16 protein-coding genes are annotated in these 21,361 nt (G+C 37.4%); 6 read left to right on the top strand and 10 right to left on the bottom strand.

Annotated features, from left to right (window positions below):
• Nucleotides 1–15: 15 nt before the first annotated feature.
• The 3 genes from ACQWU4_RS11860 to ACQWU4_RS11850 are packed head-to-tail and all read left to right on the top strand — an operon-like array spanning nucleotide 16 to nucleotide 1,871.
• Nucleotides 16–438 (top strand): deoxycytidylate deaminase, encoded by a 423-nt coding sequence (locus tag ACQWU4_RS11860; protein ID WP_429935967.1) that lies wholly within the window; start codon nucleotides 16–18, stop codon nucleotides 436–438.
• A 9-nt stretch (nucleotides 439–447) separates the two neighbouring features.
• Nucleotides 448–1,362: a site-specific tyrosine recombinase XerD gene (gene xerD / locus ACQWU4_RS11855; RefSeq protein WP_429935966.1), complete on the top strand. Its 915-nt coding sequence runs from the start codon at nucleotides 448–450 to the stop codon at nucleotides 1,360–1,362.
• On the top strand, nucleotides 1,359–1,871 hold the full coding sequence (locus tag ACQWU4_RS11850; RefSeq protein WP_429935965.1) for an NUDIX hydrolase: 513 nt from the start codon (nucleotides 1,359–1,361) through the stop codon (nucleotides 1,869–1,871). The genes xerD and ACQWU4_RS11850 overlap by 4 nt, the downstream gene beginning before the upstream one ends.
• 52 nt (nucleotides 1,872–1,923) lie before the next feature.
• Here the strand turns inward: ACQWU4_RS11850 and ACQWU4_RS11845 are convergent, their stop codons facing one another.
• From ACQWU4_RS11845 to ACQWU4_RS11810, 8 genes are all read right to left on the bottom strand, one after another.
• Complete coding sequence (locus tag ACQWU4_RS11845) at nucleotides 1,924–2,382, bottom strand: heme-binding domain-containing protein (RefSeq protein ID WP_429935964.1); 459 nt, start codon at nucleotides 2,380–2,382, stop codon at nucleotides 1,924–1,926.
• A 4-nt stretch (nucleotides 2,383–2,386) separates the two neighbouring features.
• The gene (locus ACQWU4_RS11840; RefSeq protein WP_429935963.1) at nucleotides 2,387–4,144 is read right to left on the bottom strand and encodes an Ig-like domain-containing protein; all 1,758 of its coding nucleotides are present in this window, start codon (nucleotides 4,142–4,144) and stop codon (nucleotides 2,387–2,389) included.
• Between the two features lie 23 nt (nucleotides 4,145–4,167).
• Complete coding sequence (locus tag ACQWU4_RS11835) at nucleotides 4,168–5,430, bottom strand: serine hydrolase domain-containing protein (RefSeq protein ID WP_429935962.1); 1,263 nt, start codon at nucleotides 5,428–5,430, stop codon at nucleotides 4,168–4,170.
• A gap of 157 nt (nucleotides 5,431–5,587) precedes the next feature.
• On the bottom strand, nucleotides 5,588–6,517 hold the full coding sequence (locus ACQWU4_RS11830) for a 2-hydroxyacid dehydrogenase (protein WP_429935961.1): 930 nt from the start codon (nucleotides 6,515–6,517) through the stop codon (nucleotides 5,588–5,590).
• Between the two features lie 121 nt (nucleotides 6,518–6,638).
• Complete coding sequence (locus ACQWU4_RS11825; protein ID WP_429935960.1) at nucleotides 6,639–7,190, bottom strand: acyl-CoA thioesterase; 552 nt, start codon at nucleotides 7,188–7,190, stop codon at nucleotides 6,639–6,641.
• Complete coding sequence (locus tag ACQWU4_RS11820; protein ID WP_429935959.1) at nucleotides 7,178–7,930, bottom strand: hypothetical protein; 753 nt, start codon at nucleotides 7,928–7,930, stop codon at nucleotides 7,178–7,180. The genes ACQWU4_RS11825 and ACQWU4_RS11820 overlap by 13 nt, the downstream gene beginning before the upstream one ends.
• Nucleotides 7,931–8,068: 138 nt before the next feature.
• A complete protein-coding gene (locus ACQWU4_RS11815; RefSeq protein ID WP_429935958.1) occupies nucleotides 8,069–10,207 on the bottom strand; it encodes a TonB-dependent receptor in 2,139 nt (712 codons plus the stop codon).
• 498 nt (nucleotides 10,208–10,705) lie between these two features.
• Entirely contained in the window at nucleotides 10,706–11,476 is a 771-nt protein-coding gene (locus ACQWU4_RS11810; RefSeq protein ID WP_429935957.1) for a WG repeat-containing protein, read from the bottom strand.
• Between the two features lie 308 nt (nucleotides 11,477–11,784).
• Here ACQWU4_RS11810 and ACQWU4_RS11805 point away from each other — a divergent pair, with 308 nt between their 5' ends.
• The gene (locus tag ACQWU4_RS11805) at nucleotides 11,785–14,565 is read left to right on the top strand and encodes a bifunctional aconitate hydratase 2/2-methylisocitrate dehydratase (protein WP_429935956.1); all 2,781 of its coding nucleotides are present in this window, start codon (nucleotides 11,785–11,787) and stop codon (nucleotides 14,563–14,565) included.
• Between the two features lie 336 nt (nucleotides 14,566–14,901).
• Complete coding sequence (locus tag ACQWU4_RS11800; RefSeq protein WP_429935955.1) at nucleotides 14,902–17,169, top strand: aconitate hydratase; 2,268 nt, start codon at nucleotides 14,902–14,904, stop codon at nucleotides 17,167–17,169.
• Between the two features lie 51 nt (nucleotides 17,170–17,220).
• Here ACQWU4_RS11800 and ACQWU4_RS11795 read toward each other — a convergent pair whose 3' ends face one another.
• Both ACQWU4_RS11795 and ACQWU4_RS11790 read right to left on the bottom strand, forming a co-directional pair.
• Nucleotides 17,221–17,901, bottom strand: coding sequence for a LytR/AlgR family response regulator transcription factor (locus ACQWU4_RS11795; RefSeq protein ID WP_429935954.1), 681 nt, complete (start codon nucleotides 17,899–17,901; stop codon nucleotides 17,221–17,223).
• Nucleotides 17,888–18,904 carry a sensor histidine kinase gene (locus tag ACQWU4_RS11790; RefSeq protein ID WP_429935953.1) on the bottom strand — a complete coding sequence of 339 codons (1,017 nt, stop codon included), beginning with the start codon at nucleotides 18,902–18,904 and terminating at the stop codon, nucleotides 17,888–17,890. Before ACQWU4_RS11790 ends, ACQWU4_RS11795 begins: the two co-directional genes overlap by 14 nt.
• A gap of 161 nt (nucleotides 18,905–19,065) precedes the next feature.
• Here ACQWU4_RS11790 and ACQWU4_RS11785 point away from each other — a divergent pair, with 161 nt between their 5' ends.
• Complete coding sequence (locus tag ACQWU4_RS11785; RefSeq protein WP_429935952.1) at nucleotides 19,066–21,186, top strand: TonB-dependent receptor domain-containing protein; 2,121 nt, start codon at nucleotides 19,066–19,068, stop codon at nucleotides 21,184–21,186.
• Nucleotides 21,187–21,361: the final 175 nt, after the last annotated feature.

Here is a 21,361-nt window from a genome sequence, read left to right as displayed (position 1 = left end):
AACTAATGCAGCGGTATGAATAAGTTTGATAAAGCTTATCTAAAAATGGCCCAGGAGTGGGCAAAACTCTCCTACTGTAAGAGAAAGCAGGTAGGAGCTCTTATCGTAAAAGATAGGATGATTATTTCAGATGGTTACAACGGGACTCCTTCGGGATTTGAAAACTGCTGTGAAGATGTAGAGGGCAAAACACACTGGTATGTACTTCATGCGGAAGCCAATGCTATATTAAAGCTGGCTGCTTCCACTCAGTCTGCAAAAGGGGCAACGTTATATTTAACGCTGTCGCCATGCAAAGAATGCAGCAAACTGATTCTGCAGGCAGGAATTACAAGACTTGTGTATATAAATGAGTATTCAGACGACGATGGAATAGCGTTCTTGAGAAACCATGGTATTGAAATAGAACAAATATCGGACTGTGAACTAAAAAAATAAAGCACAAATATGACTTGGGATGAAAAGATCAAAGATTTTGAAATATTTCTTCGCTTCGAAAGAAATTTTTCAGAAAACACTCTCGATGCCTATATTCGAGACATCAAGAAATTAAAAGATTATGCGAAAGAGGATCTGGCAAACGTCGGTCCAGACTCTATCGGTTACGAAAACTTACAGGAGTATATCTTCAATCTTTCCAAACAGAAGTTTAGCGAAAGATCTCAGGCAAGATGGATTTCTTCTATAAAAGCTTTCTTCAAGTTTCTGCTTGAAGACGAGTTCAGAGAAGATAATCCTGCAGCACTGCTTGAAGGGCCAAAACTGGGTCTATATCTTCCTGACACCTTAAGCCTGCCTGATATCAACAAGATCATCGCAGCCATTGAGGCAAATTCTGACCTCGGAAAGAGAAATCATTGTATCATTGAAGTTCTTTACGGATGCGGGCTACGTGTCTCGGAACTTATTGATCTTAAAATCTCGAACATCAATTTCAAAGAACAGTACATTAAAGTAAACGGAAAAGGCAACAAAACACGTTTCGTTCCTTTGGCTGATTATACTGCTGAGCTTTTGGAAACCTACATTAAAGAGGTACGTTCGAAAAACAAAATCAATAAGAAGTATGAAGACACGCTGTTCCTTAACAGCCGTGGAACATCTATGTCCAGAGTGATCGTATTTCTGATCATTAAAGAACTTACAGACAAAGCAGGAGTAAGCAAAAAAATATCTCCACACACTTTCAGACATTCTTTTGCAACACACCTTTTACAGAATGGAGCAGACCTCCGCTATATCCAGGAAATGCTGGGACATTCCAGTATTACCACTACGGAGATTTATACCCATCTGAAGACAGAAGAACTCAGGGATGTAATTTTGAGTTACCACCCGAGAAATATTAATATTGCTCAATGAAATTATTGAAATACTGCCCAAGTTGCGGTCAAGAAACCCTGCATTGGGACGGCGAAAAAAAATGGAGCTGTCCCGAATGCGGTTTCACACTCTACAATAATGTTGCCGGTGCGGTAGCTGTTGTTATCCGATGTGACGATGAAATTTATCTTACCAGAAGAAACCGTGACCCTAAAAAGGGAAAACTTGATCTGGCCGGAGGATTCGTAGACCCAAAGGAAAGCGCAGAAGAAACATGCAAAAGGGAACTTTTTGAAGAGCTTCAGCTTGATGTGGATATTTCAAATTTAAAATATCTGACCAGTCTTCCAAACGTTTATCAGTATAAGGAAATTGATTATAATACGATTGATCTTTTTTATGAATATAACGTTCAGGAGAAGTTTAAAGTGAATCTGGAGCTTTCTGAAATATCAGAGGCAGTCTGGATTCCTTTGAATCAGCTGGATCTTGATGATATTGCTTTTGATTCTCAGAAGAGATTTTTTGAGGAATATTTAAAGAAATAATTTTTGTATTATACTCCCGCAAAATCTGCGGGAGTTTTTTTATAACTAAAAATCAGTACGTTTTTGCTTTCAGTATTTCTTCAAAGTACTGAACCAGTAATGTTCTTTCTGCATCTGTAAGATTTGCTTCTTTGTGATAGACAATATAGCCAGGCATAGGCATTGTTTTGCTTTGAACCGTCTGTATAGACTTGCTCAGCATATTTTCTTTCAGCTCCTTGTTATAAGTGCCCCAAGCAGAAAAATTAAGATGTTCTCTGCCTTCATTGATATGGCTTTTTACAGACCACGAAACAGGTGCAACATAAGCGTATTTGGGATATATTGTTTCATTGGAATGACAGTCGTAGCAGGCCCCTTTCAGCAAGCCTTTGATCTTTTCCGGAGTCTTTTTCGCATCAACGAAATTAACAGCTTTATTAATGGGTTTATTTACTCTGTCAATGGGAATAAACTGCATCATTGCAAAAACCACCAGCGTCCAGAATACTACTTTCTTTACCGTCTTCATATCTTTACTTTACCGGTGTCAATACTGCATTTCCGGATTCGGACTTCAATTCTTTGTTTACTTCTTTCTGTACAGTTTCTTTCGGAGCTTCCGTTGCAGGAACTTCTACAGGTTTAGTAACAGTTCCCTTAGGATTATCCAGCGTTCTGGTATCTTTCAGGTCCCAGTCTTCTTTGGTTTCCCATAACGGGCGTACAATAGCTTTTTTGTAGAATACATAGGAATCTTCAGCAAAAGTTTCTTTTTCAAAATCCGCCTCATCCCAGAATTTATTTCCGTTATTATCTACCAGTATTCTTACGATGTACTCGTTTGGTTTCAGAATGTCAAACTTCACATTGTTTCCTTTGGTATATCTTGAATAAATAACCTTATCCGAAGCATCCAAAAGCTGAATCCAATAACTGGCATCAGGTGCATTCAGGATATTAAATGCCAGACTTCCAAACTGGTCTACTTTCTCTACTTCAAAATCAAAACGTTTGGACTGTACATTTTTAGTATAGTAAGATGATACCGTTTCCTTTGGAATGGTGAGCTGATATTTTTTACCACTCACTAAATCTGAATGAATCTGAATCTGGTAAGGATCTGTTTCAGAGATTTTCGCAGTGAATTCCTGGGTTGTTAAGCTGTCACTTTTCAGCGTCCATTTTTCAGGGCTGATCTTATCAATAATGTAGCCGGATCTTATCTTAAAGTCAGAATTCGGAGCTAATGAAGGTCCTCCATTATCATTTTCAAGATCCATTGCATTTTTCTTGTTGTATTTGTAGAAGACAGACACTGTATCCTGCTTGATCCCGTTATCATAACTGAATTTCAGATTTTCAGTGGCGGTCTGGCCAATATCATTTTTCACAGCATCAAACCAGATCTTTACCGTATCTGATTTTGGACGGTGAGTTACTTTAATATCCTGAAGTTTTTCGTTTACAGAAGCTACTTTTACATTTTCCGGATTTCCTTCAAATGTCATGATAACTCCTCCTGGACTTTCTTTCATTTCAAGATATTTCAAAGGCTTTTTGGAAGGATATAATTTTAAATTTAATCCTGAAATAGATTTTTCAACATCTACGGACTCTTTTTGGAACCCGATTTTTTCTTTTCCCGGATCATAGACCGAGTTACTGTTCTCATCTTCAAAGGCTATAATCTTATATTTTCCGGGAGTAAGATAATTCAGCTCATAATACCCATCATCATCAACTTTTGTAATATAATAAGGTTTTTGCTTATAATTGATTGTATCTTTTACCTGATAAAGTCCTACCACAAACTTATTTTCTCCTTCTTTCTTTTTAAGCGCTACCGCATCTGATATTTCACCACTGATATAAAGATCATCCAGCTTATCTCCCGTAGAAAATGCAAAATTAAAATAACGAAGAATATTAGCCTCATTATTATCTGCAATTGAGTTTCCGAAGTTAAAATTATAGGTAGTATTAGCCTGAAGTGTATCTTCCCACTGGATCATCACATATTTATTGGCAATATTGGAAGGAAGGATCCGCTTTATATTTTTGATGGGCGGAGAAATGATCAGGTTTTTATTGATATCCTTTAAAGTAATATATTCGTCAAAATCTAGTCTGAGCTCATGGATATCTCTTTTTACATTAACTCTCGTAGTGTCAATATTAGAGCTTAAAAATTTTGGAGCCAGAGTATCTTTTGGACCGCCAACAGGTGATCCCACTCTTGCACATGAATGTACAAGAAAACAGATAACGAATAATAGAAGAAGTCTTTTCATATATGTTTAAGCAAAATTAAACATTATTCTCCAAAAACTTCATGTCCTGAATTCAAAGTATCTTTATTGTCATTCATTACACTGTGCAGTTTATCTTTCTGAACAGGAAAATCTTCAAATAATCCGGATAAAGCAAGTGCCGTATATACTTTATTTGAATATTTATTTCCAATCGCCACGATTGTCACTTTTGATTTCAACAGATGTGCAAATACCGAATTGGTCCCATGCCACCAGCCGTTATGATAAGTGAGTTTTTCGCCATTGTCGAAAATTTTCATTCTGAAGCCAAGCCCGTAATTATTCATACCAGCTTTTTCATTACTGTATGGTGTGAAAACTTTTTCCATAAGATCAGGTTTTAAGAAATCTTTTGAAAACATAGCTTTTGAAAAATTATACAGATCTCTCGGTGTGGTATATACATTTTTATCACCATAAATAAGATCAAGCCTGTCGAGAGGATACAGCCTGTTTCCGCCGTAATAAAAGGACTGTGCAGCTGTAGGAATATCTTTTTCCTGAAAGATATAAGTATGTTCCATTTTCAAAGGTTTAAACACCATTTCCTGCATTGCCTGCGGAAACGGGGTTTTCGTGATCTTTTCTATCAGCAAAGCCAGCATGGCAAAGTTGGTATTGCAGTACATAAAGCCTGTATCTGTATCTCTTGCCAGATCAGGTTTGTATTTGATGATCATATTCAGAACATCCTGATTGGTAATAAAAGGTTTTGAAAGTTCTGCCGGAGCCGGCTGTATTTTAGCAATAAAATATTCATATTTCGGAAGACCGCTTCTCTGGTCCAGTAAAGTCTGAACAGTAACGTTCGGATAAGGAAATCCCGGAAAATATTGGGTAAGGGGATCAGACAGTTTAATCTTTCCGGCTTCCACAAGCTTTAGCATAGCCATCGCTGTCAGTGTTTTTGAAACGGAAGCTACATGCAGCGGCGTATTTTTATCAATAGGCATCTGATTTCCTTCTCTACCGAAGCCTCTGTAGTTTTCGTACAGAATTTCATCTCCCTTCGCCACAAGTATTCCACCGCTCAGGTCACCTCCTTCCCAGATCTTTTTATAATACTGATCGATGTATCCTGTTAATATTCCTTTATCTCCAAGCTGGTTGTCTGCTTTGGTAAAAATACCATCCAGGTCTACATTTCCGTAGTTCGGAAGACCAGTTGCATTTTCAGCTGAAGCCTGTTTGGAATCAGCATTTTTTTTACATGAAATAAGGGATAAAAAAACAGTTACAATAAGTACAAAATTACGCGTCGTCATGAGTATCAAAAAATGAGCAGCAATTTAATAAAACTCAAAATAAATCCTCAATTCAGAGCGTACATTATGAATTATTTAACATAAAAGAGAAAATTCATGAAAGAGAAAAAGGCAAAATCAGTTACTGATTTTGCCTTTTTCTAATATATTTTCCTTCTTAGCAGTAAGAAGCTATTATTTTATCTACAATCACCTGTGCAAGCTTTTCCTTGCTTTGATGTGTCCATCCGGCAATATGCGGTGTGACGATTGCTTTTTCAGATGCCAGAAGATAGTTCAGGTCTTCATTTTCTGTTTCCAGATTTTCAAAAGATGATTTTTCATATTCCAGAACATCAAGACAGGCTCCCTTCACTTTTCCTGATTTCAAAGCATCAACTAAATATTTAGTTTCTACGTTTTTTCCTCTAGCCGTATTGATGAAATAGAAGTCATTTTTCATTTCTGAAATAAACTTTTCATTGACAAGATAATGGGTTTCGGAAGTAAGTGGAATGTGGAGGCTTAAGATATCTGCGGACTGCTTTAATTCGTCTAAACTTACCTGCGAAGCATATTCATCTGCAAGTCCCGGAAGGATATCATGAAAAATAACTTTGCAGCCAAATCCTGAAAATCTTTTTGCTGTAGCTTTCCCCATATTTCCGTATCCTATAAGACCCACCGTTTTCCCGAGAAGCTCATCACCTCTGTTTTCTTCACGAAGCCAGATCCCGTTTTTCACCTCCTGGGAAGCAATAAAAAGACGGTTCATGAGGATTAACAGCATTCCTACAGCATGTTCTGCTACTGAGTCTCTGTTTCCTTCAGGAGAATTGATCAATTGAATTCCCAATTTCTCAGCAACAGGAATATCAATATTTTCCATTCCGGCCCCTACTCTTGCAATGAATTTGAGATTCTCCCCTTTTTCCAGAAAGTTTTTATCCAGAGGAATCCTGCTTCTTATGATAACTCCGTCATAGTTTTGAATTTTATGGCAAACCTCATCGTAGGAAGATGTAAAATCCTCTTCCAGTACAAAGTTTTTAGCTAAAAGCTGTTCTGTAATGAGAGGATGGTTTTTATCTAAAAGGAGAATTTTCATAGCTTAAATACAGATGTCAGTATTTTCTTTAACGCAAAGAGCACAAAGGTTTATTTAAATACCTGCTTTTTTAAGATTGCAAGGGTACTGATGCTTAGCAAAGGTAAGTTCTAAGGAGGACTTATTTTTTGTCTTTCTTGGATTCCTTCGTCTCCTCCGGCTCCTGGAATAACTTTTTAAGCTCTACAGACTCCAGAGGTTTCATTCTTCCGGAAAGGATTAATGACAGCTCTTTTCTCCTAAAAGCAGCAGCATGTCTCAGTTTTTCTTCTTCCGTTTCCGGCACCATATCCGGGATAGGAATAGGACGGTTGAATTCATCTACTGCCACGAAGGTATAAATCCCTTCGTTCGTATGAATTTTCTTCTGATTGATAGGATCATCCAACCATACATCCACATACACTTCCATTGAAGTAGAGAACGCTCTTGAAACTTTGGATTCCAGAACCACAACTCCGCCTTCAGGGATAGGATGATTGAAAGAAACGTGATTTACAGATGCCGTTACCACTCTTCTTTCACAGTGTCTGGCTGCAGAAATGGATGCACAACGGTCCATTTTTGCCAAAAGTTCACCTCCAAAAAGGTTTCTTAAAGAATTGGTTTCGTTCGGAAGAACAATATTGGTCATAATGGTCAGGGATTCTGACGCTTTTTTTACTTTTGCCATTGAGTCTTAGTGTTGTTTTGGACTGCGGAAGCAGGTTGTATCCCTTTTCCGGCAGGTTTTGATAATGAATCTTTTTTCAGTGAATCTGAAGCAGCCGTTTTCGGATCGTGTGCCATTATTTTAATGGTATCTTTTACAATTCTGTGTGTAGAAGTCTGTACGGAAACTTTGTCAAAAGACTTTTTTCCGAAAAGAAGTTCTTTCTGGGTAAATGCCAGATACAGAATTCCCAAAACAGGAACAGCAAGCAGGAAAATCCAAAGGATAGATTTTTTAAACTGATAATCTTTCTCTCTGTTTTCTGTAGTACTGATTTTTTCACCGTTATTGATATCCGAAAGCCTGATCTCTTCAAGCCCATAGAAATCCGGATGCCCTGATTCTATTCTTTTTCCTTTGAAATGGGTTTTATCATCTTCAATATGAATCGTACCCAGATTCTGAATTTCCAGAAACTGATCTGCCTGCAGTTTTTTCTTCCAGAAATCAGTCTGGATCTTCAAATCACTTTTTGAAGCCTCCAAAGACATCTGTTTTTCTCCTGCTATGAAAGCCGCCAGCTCATCAGACTGTACCTCATAGTCCCCTGCAAAAGCAATCTCACTTGCAGGTGGCAGGATACTTCCGTTCTCGGAATTAATAATTGCTTTGGAGTTTTTAAGTGAAAACACGCCAAAGCCCGGAACCGTCACAGTTCCAAATTGTTTCAGATATTCTAAAATGTAAGCTGAAATATTCATTTGGCAGCAAATTTATAATTTTTTCATGACTTTTTGAAGAGATTTGTCGGATATAAAAAAAGACTGCCGGAACAGTCTTTTGATAATTATGTATAAAATTCACCGTATTAAAACCTGTTCGGTAAATTATTTTACAGATTATTGAATTTTCCAGCTGATCCCGAACATAAAATTAGTTCCTGCCTGTGAAAAATAGTATGGATCACCATCATAAACAGCACCATTATTAACATACTTCTTATTGAAAAGATTATTCACCAATAATTTTAAAGCAATATCATTATGAGCTATGGTAAACTGATATTGTGCATTGAAATCTGTCAGGAAATAATCTTTCAGCTGCAGATTTTTATCTCCTGTATTATCCAGATATTGTTTTCCTACATATTGATTCGTTAAAGCAAACATAAAGCTCTTGGAGGGCATGAATTTCAACCCAAGATTGGCAATAACATTCGGAGAGAATGAGATATTGGTATCACCCAGATTTTGAAGGGTTCCGCTATTTTTAATTTTAAAATCAAGATTTCTGTTCTGGCTAAGACTGACGTTTCCTGTCACTTCCCATTGCTTTGAAAGTTTAGCTAACGCACCGATCTCAACACCTCTTCTGTAGCTCTTCCCTGAATTTGTTCTGATAAATGCCCCAACATTATTCAACTGGCCATTCAATACCAATTGATTGACGTAGTACATATAGTATAAATTGGCAGTAACGGATAAAATCCCAAACTGCTTTTCAATTCCTGCTTCAAAGTCGTGCAGCTTCTCAGCTTTTACTTCATTGTCGCTCATCAGATCATCCCTGTTTGGCTCGCGGTGGGCATGGGCATAGGAAAGAAAGACTTTTCCATTTCCTATTTTATAATTCACCCCTGCTTTTGGATTGAAGAAAAGCCAGTTTTTATCAAGATTTCCACCTTCCCCGTCGCCGGCAGTAAGGATCTTTGTGTCATAATTAATATTCCTGATCTGAAGATCTCCAAAGAATTCAAAATGATCCCCGGTTCTCCACAAAGCCTTTGCAAAACCTGCCAATTCGGTTTTTACAGAGCGGTTTCTGTAATATTCATATTCATTGATCTCCGGAAAATAAACTCCCGTAACATTTCCAAAGTGCCTTCCGTAATACTGATTTACCACCACACCGAAATTAAGATCTACATGATCAAGTTTTCCGTAAAGAGTGGAAACAGCACCGTAAAAATCATTATCCAGCCATTTTTTCCTGATAAAATCTGTTATTTCTACCGGAGATCCGTTTACGATTGGTATCGATAAATTATAATCAGAATAGTGGGTGGAATATATATCTGTTTCATCAACCCTCTTATAATTTTCGTAATATCCTCTTCCTTTAGTATAATGAAGTGTTGTTTCTAAATTCCAGTTATCACTGAATTTTTGTTCCCATAAAAGCTGGTAATGATTCTGCCTGTAATTATCCGTCTCATTATCATAGAATTTCTCTTCTCCGGTAAAAAGATCCGTATACTGTCCTGAATAATTGAATTTCGGATTGGTTTCCCAGGTTGGTCTGTCAATTCCGTTCCAGGCCTGATAAGTTTTTTCTTTTCCTCCGAAAGCCATCAGACGAAGTCTTGTTTTTCCTTCTTCAAATAATACCGTAAAGTTATAGGAATCCAGTTTTGAAGAAGCCCTGTCAATATATCCGTCAGATTGAATACGGGTATACCTTCCCATTACAGAAAGCCTGTTCTTCCAGAATTTTCCGGAACCTGCTTCCGCTGAATATTTATAGGTATTAAATGAGCCGTAGCTGTCATCAGTCTTAAAATACATTTTCTCTTCCGGCTCTTTGGAAATTACATTAATGCTGGCTCCAAACGCAGAAACTCCATTATTTGAAGTCCCTACTCCTCTCTGAATCACAATCTGGGATGCAGAACTTGTAAGATCAGGCACATTCACAAAAAAAGTTCCCTGGCTTTCTGAATCGTTATACGGAACACCGTTCATCATCACATTAATTCCCTTACCTTCCACTCCACGGATTCTGAATCCTGTATACCCAACCCCGTTTCCGGCATCTGAAGTAGAGATAATGGATGTTTGGTTTTTTAAGAGAACCGGAAGATCCTGCCCCAGGTTTCTGCTGTCTACATCTTTCTGAACATTGATGATTTCCTTAGCAACAGGCAGTCTTTTGGTAAAATTAACAGCTTCTATTTCCCTGATTTTCAGAGAATCTTTATTTTGAGCCTGGATAAAGGCTGCAGAGCCTACGGTAAGCCCTAAAAAAAATAATCCTTTCATTCTATAAATTTTTAAAATTTAATGAATAAAAGGGGCGATTAATAATGTAGCAATTTACCAGTTTAATAATCTAGCAATGAAATTTGATACATTTTCAAAATTCCCTAAACGGCATTATCCGTTCCAGGTTCATTGGGTATAATCTCAGCCTGTTAAAGCACCCCTTTATTTCAGCCGCGAAATTACAAAAAAAATATGAGATGGTAGTTTTCGAGGTACAGGGTACAAATTTCCTGGATAATGAATTGTAGGATTAGTAAACAACAGCCAAAGCATATTCAAAATTTTAATCCTTCCGGGTTTAATTTGTCGAATTAATAGTATAAAATACTTATCAAACCAAAAAGATCTTCGTTATCTGCCCAATCTGTGAGAGAATTTTAACGCAAAGATTTATTTTGAAGAAAACAAAGATATTGTCAACTCCGTTAACTGTTAGACTGGGTTTCTGCAAAAACTCAAAAAAGAAAACCGAACCCTAGATTTAGTTTATTCCCATTAATAAGTCTTGTTTCTTGCATCAATATAATAGTAGTTTTTACCATCTTTTGTGACTTCAAACATTCTTCCCAGTTTCCAGCTGAAATTTCTTTTTATATTGGAATATTCAAAAGGAACAATTACTTTATTATTCACATCAATTACACCAAACATATCGTTATGGGAAGCTACGATCATTGGATTTGTAACGTCATCACCTTCCATGATGTACAGATATTCATATTGCGGATAAATCTGATACTGTCTGTAGTCTGCAGCATTTTCAAATTTGGATTTTTCGATAACCCCGTAAAAACCATTCATAGTATAAGCCTGATAAATCTGCTGTGTATAATTTTCCAGCTTACATTTCCCAAGATCTGAATCTTTGAACTGATACACTCTTTTTCCTGTTTTATCCACACGGTAAGAGATCATATCTTTTTCTACGGTAGCATATTTATCCGTTCCAAATTTTCTCACTTTTTCATTAGGGGAATTCAAAAGATTACAATCTTCGTAAAAAAAGACTGCAATATGATATTCAGGTTTGATAATAAACTTACCTTTTTGATTGACATAACCAAATTTTCCATCTTCTTTTTTCGGAATCAGAACAGGAAGCTCCTGGTGAATTACAACAAGATCCGGATTCGGCTTAGCCTCTGCAGGCGCTTTCTTTACTACAGTTTTCGATATATTTTTAATGGGCGGTTTCTTCAGGGATTTCGTCTGTGAAAAAGCGAAAACCGAAATAAATACGCACAAAAATTTCAGGATATTTTTCATATTCATCATTTGCCTGCAAAATTACGGCCAAAAATAGAAATTATCAAATTCATATTTATAAAGAATCTAAATAATTTAATTCTTATAAAATAGTAAAATTTCGTAATTTTGGGAACATTTTGAATTGTTTGATAATTTTAAAACTTAAAAAAAAGTGTAGATTATACTGACTTTTTCTCCGGTTCATATGGCGTATCAAAATACGAGAAATCAAAATGTTATGAACTGTATTATACAGACCGGTTAAGAATAAGTGCCAATATTAGATTATTTTATTAATCTACCTTTAATATTGAAAGACTTCCATTATGAATATTTATCAGGATTACATCAAAGAGATTGAAGAAAGAAAAAGCCACGGGCTTCATCCAAAGCCTATTGACAGCGCTGAATTGTTAAGTGAAATTATTGCACAAATTAAAGATTCAGGTAATGCAGACCGATCAGATTCTCTTAGATTTTTCATTTATAACACTCTGCCTGGAACCACAAGTGCAGCAGGTGTAAAAGCTCAATTTTTAAAAGAAATCATTCTTGGTGAATCTGTAGTGGAAGAAATATCTCCTGCTTTCGCTTTTGAGTTGTTATCTCATATGAAAGGAGGCCCTTCAATTCAGGTATTGCTTGATCTTGCTTTGGGCAACAACATTTCTATTGCCAAAGAAGCAGCAAACGTTCTTAAGACACAGGTTTTCCTTTATGAAGCGGATACTAACCGTCTGAAGGAAGCATTCAATAGCGGTAACGAAATCGCAAAAGAAATTATTGAAAGCTATGCAAAAGCAGAGTTCTTCACTAAACTACCAGAAGTTGCTGAAGAAATTAAAGTGGTTACATTCATCGCTGGTGAAGGTGATATTTCAACAGATTTACTTTCTCCGGGTAATCAGGCTCACTCGAGATCAGACCGCGAACTTCATGGTCAATGCATGATTACTCCTCAGGCACAGGAGGAAATCAGAGCACTTCAGGCACAACATCCTGACAAAAGTGTAATGCTGATTGCTGAGAAGGGAACAATGGGTGTAGGTTCATCAAGAATGTCAGGAGTAAATAATGTTGCTCTTTGGACCGGTAAACAGGCAAGCCCGTATATTCCATTCGTAAATATCGCTCCGATTGTTGGGGGAACAAACGGTATTTCTCCAATTTTCCTTACCACCGTAGACGTTACCGGAGGTATTGGTCTTGACCTAAAAAACTGGGTGAAAAAACTTGATGAGAATGGAAATCCTCTTCGTAATGAAAATGGCGACATTGTTCTGGAAGAAGCTTATTCTGTGGCTACAGGAACTGTTCTTACCATCAACACTAAAACAAAAAAACTTTATAACGGCGACCAGGAACTGATTGACATTTCTAAGGCATTCACTCCTCAGAAGATGGAATTCATCAAAGCTGGCGGATCATATGCGATTGTATTCGGTAAGAAATTACAGACATTTGCTGCAAAACTTTTAGGCATAGAAACTCCTGTTGTTTTTGCTCCGTCAAAAGAAATTTCTCATGAAGGGCAAGGTCTTACCGCAGTAGAAAAAATCTTCAACAGAAATGCAGTTGGAACAACGCCAGGCAAAGTATTACACGCAGGTTCAGACGTCCGTGTACAGGTTAATATTGTAGGTTCTCAGGATACAACAGGTCTTATGACTTCACAGGAACTTGAATCTATGGCGGCAACTGTGATTTCTCCAATTGTTGACGGTGCTTATCAGTCAGGCTGTCATACAGCTTCAGTATGGGATAAAAAAGCTCAGGCTAATATTCCGAAACTAATGAAATTTATGAACGATTTCGGTTTGATCACAGCCCGTGACCCGAAAGGTGAATATCATGCTATGACAGACGTTATTCACAAAGTTCTTAACGATATAACTATAGACGAATGGGCTATCATCATTGGTGGTGACTCTCACACGAGAATGTCTAAAGGGGTTGCTTTCGGAGCTGACTCAGGAACTGTTGCTCTTGCATTGGCTACAGGTGAAGCATCTATGCCAATTCCTGAATCTGTAAAAGTGACATTTAAAGGTGACATGAAGGAACACATGGATTTCCGTGATGTGGTTCATGCAACTCAGGCTCAGATGCTGAAGCAGTTTGGCGGAGAAAATGTATTCCAGGGAAGAATCATTGAGGTTCATATCGGAACACTTCCTGCTGATCAGGCATTTACATTTACAGACTGGACTGCAGAAATGAAGGCAAAAGCTTCTATCAATATTTCTGAAGACAATACCTTGATCGAATCACTGGAAATTGCAAAAGGAAGAATCCAGATCATGATCGATAAGGGTATGGATAACCACAATAAAGTTCTTCAAGGATTAATTGATAAAGCAAATAAGAGAATTGCCGAGATCAGATCTGGAGAAAAACCAGCCTTGACTCCGGATGCAAATGCCAAATATTATGCTGAAGTAGTTGTAGATCTTGATGTAATCGTTGAACCAATGATTGCTGACCCTGATGTAAACAACGATGATGTGTCTAAGAGATACACTCACGATACCATCAGAGATCTTTCTTATTATGGAGGTGAGAAAAAAGTAGACCTTGGTTTCGTAGGATCTTGTATGGTTCACAAAGGGGATCTTAAGATTGTTTCTCAAATGCTTAGAAACCTTGAAAAACAACATGGTAAAGTAGAGTTCAGTGCTCCACTTGTAGTAGCAGCACCAACTTATAATATCATTGATGAATTAAAAGCAGAAGGAGACTGGGAATTGCTTGAAAAATATTCAGCCTTTGAATTTGATGATAATGCTCCTAAAGGTGAAGCTCGTGTTGAATACAAAAATGTAATGTATCTTGAGCGTCCTGGCTGTAATCTTTGTATGGGTAACCAGGAAAAAGCTGCTAAAGGAGATACAGTATTGGCTACTTCTACCCGTCTTTTCCAGGGAAGAGTTGTAGAAGATTCCGAACGTAAAAAAGGAGAATCCTTATTGGCCTCAACTCCGGTTGTTGTTTTATCTGCTATTATCGGAAGAATTCCTAATATAGATGAATATAAAGCAGCAGTTGAAGGTATTGATCTGACTAAATTTGCTCCTCCTATCAAGGAATTGGTTCAGGTTGGTCATTAATATAGGGTTTGACAGTAAGTCCTAGGACTGTTTTAAAAAATTATAGAATTGAAAGATTTTGATCCTGCGGGGTTTAAAATCTTTCAATTTTTTGTTTAGAATCTTTCCATTTAAGGGCAGTTAAGAATTATTTTAAATAAAACAGAGAAAAGAAATTTCATTTTTTCTTAACTTGATAGACATAAAATATCCTGACTATTGATTAGAATTATCCTTTTTATAGGTCGAAGGAACAGAATTTGATGAATTGTAGTAACAAAAGAATATTTTCCGTTTTTATACAATTAAATCAATAACGGAAAAGGATATTAAAAAGAAGAAAAATTAAATTAAGATATGACTTTTGATATTGATATGATCAAAAAAGTGTACGAGCGTTACCCGGAAAGGATTGCTGCGGCAAGACAAATTGTGGGAAAACCGCTTACACTTTCAGAAAAAATCCTTTATACCCACCTTTGGGAAGGAAATGCCACAAAGGCATATGAAAGAGGAAACTCTTATGTAGATTTCGCACCGGACAGAGTGGCAATGCAGGATGCAACTGCACAGATGGCGCTTTTACAATTTATGCAGGCTGGAAAAGCTAAAGTTGCTGTTCCTTCAACTGCTCATGCCGATCACCTGATCCAGGCAAGAGTAGGTGCTGAATCGGATTTACAGGAAGGTATCAACAAAAACTCAGAGGTTTTCAACTTTCTGAGCTCTGTTTGTGATAAATATGGAATAGGTTTCTGGAAACCGGGAGCAGGTATTATCCATCAGGTTGTATTGGAAAACTATGCATTCCCCGGAGGGATGATGATTGGTACTGACTCTCATACGGTAAATGCAGGAGGTTTAGGAATGGTGGCTATCGGTGTAGGTGGTGCTGATGCAGTAGATGTAATGGCCGGAATGGCCTGGGAACTTAAAATGCCTAAACTGATCGGAGTAAAACTAACCGGTAAAATGAGCGGATGGACGTCTGCAAAAGACGTTATCCTTAAAGTGGCTGGAATCCTTACTGTAAAAGGAGGAACAGGATGCATCGTGGAATATTTCGGAGAAGGGGCAGAATCTCTTTCAGCAACAGGTAAAGGAACCATCTGTAACATGGGTGCTGAAATCGGAGCTACTACTTCTACTTTCGGATATGATGATTCCATGAGAAGATATTTAACAGCAACAGGAAGACAGGATGTAGTAGATGCTGCTGATAAAATTGCAGAACATTTAACGGGTGATGCTGAAGTATATGCAAACCCTGAGCAATATTTTGATCAACTGATCGAGATCAACCTTTCAGAGCTTACGCCACACCTTAACGGACCTTTCACTCCGGATTTAGCGACACCGGTCGCAGAATTCAGAGCAAAAGCTGAAGCTAACGGATGGCCAATAGAAGTGGAATGGGCTCTTATCGGTTCTTGTACCAACTCTTCCTATGAAGATTTATCAAGAGCAGCTTCTATCGTTGAAGATGCAGTAGCAAAAGGAGTTAAACCAAAGGCGATTTTAGGGATCAACCCGGGTTCCGAGCAGGTGAAATTCACAGCAGAAAGAGACGGGTTCCTGAATTCATTCAGAAAATTTGAAAATGCAAGAATCTTTACCAATGCCTGCGGACCTTGTATCGGACAATGGGACAGAGAAGGAGCTGATAAAGGAGAGAAAAACTCTATCATCCATTCTTTCAACAGAAACTTTGCCAAAAGAGCTGACGGTAATCCGAATACCCATGCATTTGTAGCCTCACCTGAAATGGTAGCTGCCGTTGCAATCTCAGGAAGATTGGACTTTAACCCTATTACAGATACTTTAACTGCTGAAAACGGAGAGCAAGTGAAACTGGATGAGCCTAAAGGTTCTGAATTACCATCCAAAGGATTCGCTGTTGATGATAACGGATATCAGGCTCCATCTGAGGACGGTTCAAGCGTTGTTGTAAACGTAAACCCTAATTCAGACAGACTTCAGCTATTAGAAGAATTCCCGGCCTGGGACGGTAAAAACATCGAAGGAGCTAAGGTATTGATCAAAGCTTTCGGAAAATGTACTACTGACCACATTTCTATGGCTGGACCATGGCTGAAATACAGAGGTCATCTTGACAATATTTCAAACAATATGTTGATTGGTGCAGTCAATGCTTACAACATGGAAACTAACCACGTTAAAAATGAATTAACTGGTGAATATGGTGAAGTTCCGGCTGTACAGAGAGCTTACAAAGCTGCAGGAGTTCCTACTATTGTTGTTGGAGACCAGAACTATGGTGAAGGTTCTTCAAGAGAACATGCTGCTATGGAACCAAGACACCTTGGAGTAAAAGCTGTACTGGTAAAATCATTTGCGAGAATTCACGAAACAAACCTTAAAAAACAAGGAATGTTAGGAATCACTTTTGCCAATGAAGCAGATTATGACAAAATCCAGGAAGACGATACAGTTAATTTCTTAGATCTTGACCAGTTTGCTCCAGGAAAACAGCTGACTTTAGAGTTCGTTCATGCCGATGGAACCAAAGATATTATCATGGCTAACCATACGTACAATGATCAGCAGATTGATTGGTTTAAAGCAGGTTCTGCTCTTAACCTGATTAAAAAACAACAGAATTAATTGTTAGATTAATTAATCATAGAAAAAGCGGCTTCCTGCGGAAGCCGCTTTTTATTTTATCTTATTCAGAAGGTTGCTACGATAGCTTTCCCCGATCGGAATTTCCTGCTCCGAAACCAAAACAATTCTCTTTATGCCGATATTTTTAGTTTTGTCCAGATTAATGATGAATGATTTATGAACCCGGACAAATCTGTCGGAAAGCTGATTCTCCAGAGACTTAAGGGTATCCAGCACAATATATTCTTCATGAGAAGTCCTGATGTTCACATAATCTTTGATACTTTCAATGTAAAGTATATCAATGAAATTAATACGGTGCTGCTGACCAGAAGATTTTACGAAAAAGTAGGACTCTCCACTTTCAGAAGAAGAAAAACGTTCCTGGGCCTTTACCGCACTTTTATAGAACCGTTCAAAAGAAACGGGCTTCAGAAGATAATCAATGATATTATGCTCATACCCTTCCAGCGCGTATTCTGAATATGCCGTCGTCAAAATATACTTTTTCTTTTCTCCAACGATCTTCATAAAATTGATTCCTGTAAGTTCAGGCATCTGAATATCAAGGAAGATCAGGTCTGCCTCATTGTTCCGGATATATTCTAAAGCGAGAATAGGATTTTCCGCAGAAAAAACCAGTTCCATAAAAGGAATCTTTCTGACATAGTTTTCCAGAAGGGATATTGCCAGAGGCTCATCATCAACAATAATGCATTTAATTGTTTTCATAAGGGAAACTTATTCTTAAATCTACGATAAATTCAGATTCCAGGTCCTGTATGTTCAGTTCATGTTTTTTAGGATATAAAATGTCCAGTCTTTTTTTGACGTTTTCAATTCCTATTCCTGAAGCCGAGTCTTTCATTCTCTGATTTTTAAAATTATGGAGATAAAAATGAAGCATTTTATTTTCGTCTGAGATTTTCAGAACAAATCCCTTATCCCTGAAATCACCATGCTTGAAAGCATTTTCTACAAAAGGGACCAAAAGCATAGGAGAAATATTAAGTTTAGGATTGGAAATGTTTTTTTCAAAGACAAGCAGTTCAGGATTTCTGATCCGGAGTTTTTCAAGGCCGATCAGGCTTTCGATATAACCAATTTCTTTATCAAGGCTGATAACATCTTTTTCAAGGTCTTTTGTGCTGTACCTCAACAGTTCGCTGAGCTTTTCAATAGCAGACAAAGACTGGTCCGAATTCTGATAAACCAGAGAATAAATATTATTTAAAGAATTGAAAATAAAATGTGGATTAATCTGGGTTTTCAGAGCCTGAAGCTGGGCATGTTTTCGTTCTTCAATAAGCCTTGTACGTTCTGCTTCAATTTTAGAATAATATTTAAAAAACCAGAGATTTGTACTCACAAAAACCGTTAAGCTTGAATAATAAATATTGTCGTAAAAATAATACAGGAAAGTAGTTCCTTCCGCATAATTCCTGTAGCCTGTAAGCGAGGGCAATAGTATTTCTTCTATGGAGTACCTGAAAATAACAAAAATAAATACTCCCACAAAAAAACCGATAATCATGAGGTAGAATCTTTTCGGATCGAAAAATCTCGGAACCACGAAAAAATAATTCACATAAAACCCCAGAAAATTAGCAAGAAAGATAGTAACATCAAGAATACCAATCCCTTTGGTACTGTAAACCGATACTGCAATGATGCCGTTGAAAATAATCAGCAGCCAGTAAAAAAGATGCAGGAGAAAGATTTGCTTTTGCTTCATGTTCAAATGTAAGGCTTCAATCACTCAGATTCCTAGATATTTCCGATGAAACCCTCTTTTTTTCCGATGAAAATATTTTGGACGGAATAATGCGAGGTGAAATCTAAATGATGTTTCACAAAAATAAGTTTGAAAATACCTTTGAGCCAGGATTTTTAACTATGAAACTAAAATATATTCTAATTCTTGGTCTTTTTTCTACAGCCGCTTCAGCTCAAATACAGAAAGACAGTATCCAAAATGTGGAACAGATCAATCTTTTGGTCAAGAAAAAGCTTTTGGAAAGAAAGACCGACCGCCTTATTTTTAATGTAGAGGCATCAGTAGCATCACAAGGTATGGATGCATCGGAAACATTGGCCAATGTTCCGATGCTGAAGGTTGATGAAAATATGGGTTCTATCTCCATTGCCGGAAAAAGTACGGTAAGTGTAATGATCAACGGCAGAATGCTGAATCTTTCCGGAACTGCTCTTTTAAATTATCTGAAATCCATCCGCTCGGAAAACATCTCAAAGATAGAAGTAATCACGACTCCGCCTTCTAAATATGAAGCGCAGGGAAACAGCGGGATCATCAATATTATTCTGAAGAAAAACCCAAACCTGGGTTTCAGTGGAAACATCAATACCAGTCTGATCCAGAGGACTTATTCAGGTTTCAGCTCAAACGGCTCGCTCAATTATCAGACTGAAAAATTCAGCAGCAGCCTGAAGCTGATGTATTATGATTCTGCAAAACGTACGGATGAAAACTACAATATTATAGGCGCTACCCAAAACTACAGCAATTCGATACGGAGAGATATGTGGAACGAGCTGACCCCAACTCTCAATCTTTCCTATAAAATCAGTAAGAATTCCGAGATAGGAATGGAATATATCTACGCCCGCCAGAAATCCGGGATGGATATCGTTAACACAACAAAAAATATTTCTTCAGATCTTGGTGAAGAAAATCTGTTAACCAATACTTTTCACCGTGAGAAGCTTCCGACACATACTTTAAGCGCCTACTACGACCTTAAACTGGATTCTTTGGGTAAAAAGCTAAGTATTGCGGGAAATTTCTATAAAAATAATTCTGATACCGAAGTGAATTTTTCTACGCTGAAATCCTCAGATCATTCTGTTCAGGATGTGAAAACCGTTTCTTTGATCTCCCCACAGATCTTTTCCGCGCAGGCAGATCTGGAACTACCATTTTCTTTTGGTACCATTGAAACCGGAGTGAAATTTAATCAGTTCAAAAACAGTTCGGATCTCAGATATTTCAACCTGAATGCAGGACAGTATGTGGAAGATCTTTTAAAGGCCAACATTTTTGAATATCAGGAAGAAAATTATGCGGCTTACATCAGCTATGCAAAATCATTTGGGGAACACTGGGAAACCAAAGCGGGACTTCGCTATGAAAACACCAATGCAGAGAGCTACACACCTTCTACCGGTTCAGGGAACAGCTATAATTACGGACAATGGTTTCCTTCTGCGTATGTTTCGTATAAACAGGATAAAAATGTATTCAGCTTTTCTTATTCAAGAAGGATTAACCGCCCGAGCATGAGCAACCTGAACCCTTTCCGCTGGTATGAAAATCCATATTCCTATTCTTCCGGAAATCCTTTGCTGACACCGGCATATATCAATAACTGGGAGCTGGCCTATACTTTCAACAATAAATTTTCTGCCAGTGTTTATTATCTGAAGATGAAAAATGCATTCGGCCAGATATCTTATATAGATGGTCTTTCGCAGATCAGCAATTATCTGAATTACTACAACAATAATTTCTGGGGATTGAACGCTTCTTATACCGATACTTTTTTCAGATTCTGGGAAACCAGCATATCTATGAATGCTTCTCTTCAGAATTCAACTGTATTCAATATTGAGGCAGAAACACAGAAAGGAAGTTCATTCAGCTATTCCGTCAACAATACATTTACTTTAAATAAAAATAAAACCTTTGCCCTATTCCTGAATTACAGCCACAGCCTTCCCTACAAAAATGTAAACTCCTATTTCAATGTTTTCCCTGAACTGACTTCAGGATTAAAGTTTTCCCTTATGGAAAAAAAACTACAGATCAATGCAACAGTTACCAATATTTTCGCACAAAGATACCGGGGAACCTACTATTTTAAAGACAATACCCAGCATATGGATAATTACTGGGACGGCAGAAGTTTCCGTTTAAGCGTCAATTATACCTTTGGAAGCAATAAAAAGAAAATCAGTAAGAAGAATATCAATTTCGAGGAAAAAGACAGGGTACAATAATATTTTAAACCATTAAGATATAATAAGCTGTTAAGAATATTAAGAGACTTTCCTCAAAACACAGGAAATCAGAATGATGAATCTCAACTATACTTAATTCCTTAAATCTGCTTAATGGTTTAAAGGGTTCATAAAATAAAAACAGAGATTTTATTCTCTGTTTTTTATTTGTCTT

It is taken from the genome of Chryseobacterium sp. MIQD13 (assembly GCF_050496705.1).
Lineage (GTDB): Bacteria > Bacteroidota > Bacteroidia > Flavobacteriales > Weeksellaceae > Chryseobacterium.
Note: the sequence above shows the minus strand (reverse complement) of the source record. Positions and strands in the feature narration are given on the sequence as shown.

Excerpts from the sequence above, each read along its gene's own strand:
- ACQWU4_RS11810 (WP_429935957.1), bottom strand. The coding sequence starts at position 11,476 with ATGAAAAATATCCTGAAATTTTTGTGCGTATTTATTTCGGTTTTCGCT.
- ACQWU4_RS11815 (WP_429935958.1), bottom strand. The coding sequence starts at position 10,207 with ATGAAAGGATTATTTTTTTTAGGGCTTACCGTAGGCTCTGCAGCCTTT.
- ACQWU4_RS11835 (WP_429935962.1), bottom strand. The coding sequence starts at position 5,430 with ATGACGACGCGTAATTTTGTACTTATTGTAACTGTTTTTTTATCCCTT.
- ACQWU4_RS11825 (WP_429935960.1), bottom strand. The coding sequence starts at position 7,190 with ATGGCAAAAGTAAAAAAAGCGTCAGAATCCCTGACCATTATGACCAAT.
- ACQWU4_RS11830 (WP_429935961.1), bottom strand. The coding sequence starts at position 6,517 with ATGAAAATTCTCCTTTTAGATAAAAACCATCCTCTCATTACAGAACAG.
- ACQWU4_RS11805 (WP_429935956.1), top strand. The coding sequence starts at position 11,785 with ATGAATATTTATCAGGATTACATCAAAGAGATTGAAGAAAGAAAAAGC.
- ACQWU4_RS11860 (WP_429935967.1), top strand. The coding sequence starts at position 16 with ATGAATAAGTTTGATAAAGCTTATCTAAAAATGGCCCAGGAGTGGGCA.
- ACQWU4_RS11790 (WP_429935953.1), bottom strand. The coding sequence starts at position 18,904 with ATGAAGCAAAAGCAAATCTTTCTCCTGCATCTTTTTTACTGGCTGCTG.
- ACQWU4_RS11845 (WP_429935964.1), bottom strand. The coding sequence starts at position 2,382 with ATGAAGACGGTAAAGAAAGTAGTATTCTGGACGCTGGTGGTTTTTGCA.
- ACQWU4_RS11820 (WP_429935959.1), bottom strand. The coding sequence starts at position 7,930 with ATGAATATTTCAGCTTACATTTTAGAATATCTGAAACAATTTGGAACT.
- ACQWU4_RS11850 (WP_429935965.1), top strand. The coding sequence starts at position 1,359 with ATGAAATTATTGAAATACTGCCCAAGTTGCGGTCAAGAAACCCTGCAT.
- ACQWU4_RS11800 (WP_429935955.1), top strand. The coding sequence starts at position 14,902 with ATGACTTTTGATATTGATATGATCAAAAAAGTGTACGAGCGTTACCCG.
- ACQWU4_RS11840 (WP_429935963.1), bottom strand. The coding sequence starts at position 4,144 with ATGAAAAGACTTCTTCTATTATTCGTTATCTGTTTTCTTGTACATTCA.
- ACQWU4_RS11795 (WP_429935954.1), bottom strand. The coding sequence starts at position 17,901 with ATGAAAACAATTAAATGCATTATTGTTGATGATGAGCCTCTGGCAATA.
- ACQWU4_RS11785 (WP_429935952.1), top strand. The coding sequence starts at position 19,066 with ATGAAACTAAAATATATTCTAATTCTTGGTCTTTTTTCTACAGCCGCT.
- xerD (WP_429935966.1), top strand. The coding sequence starts at position 448 with ATGACTTGGGATGAAAAGATCAAAGATTTTGAAATATTTCTTCGCTTC.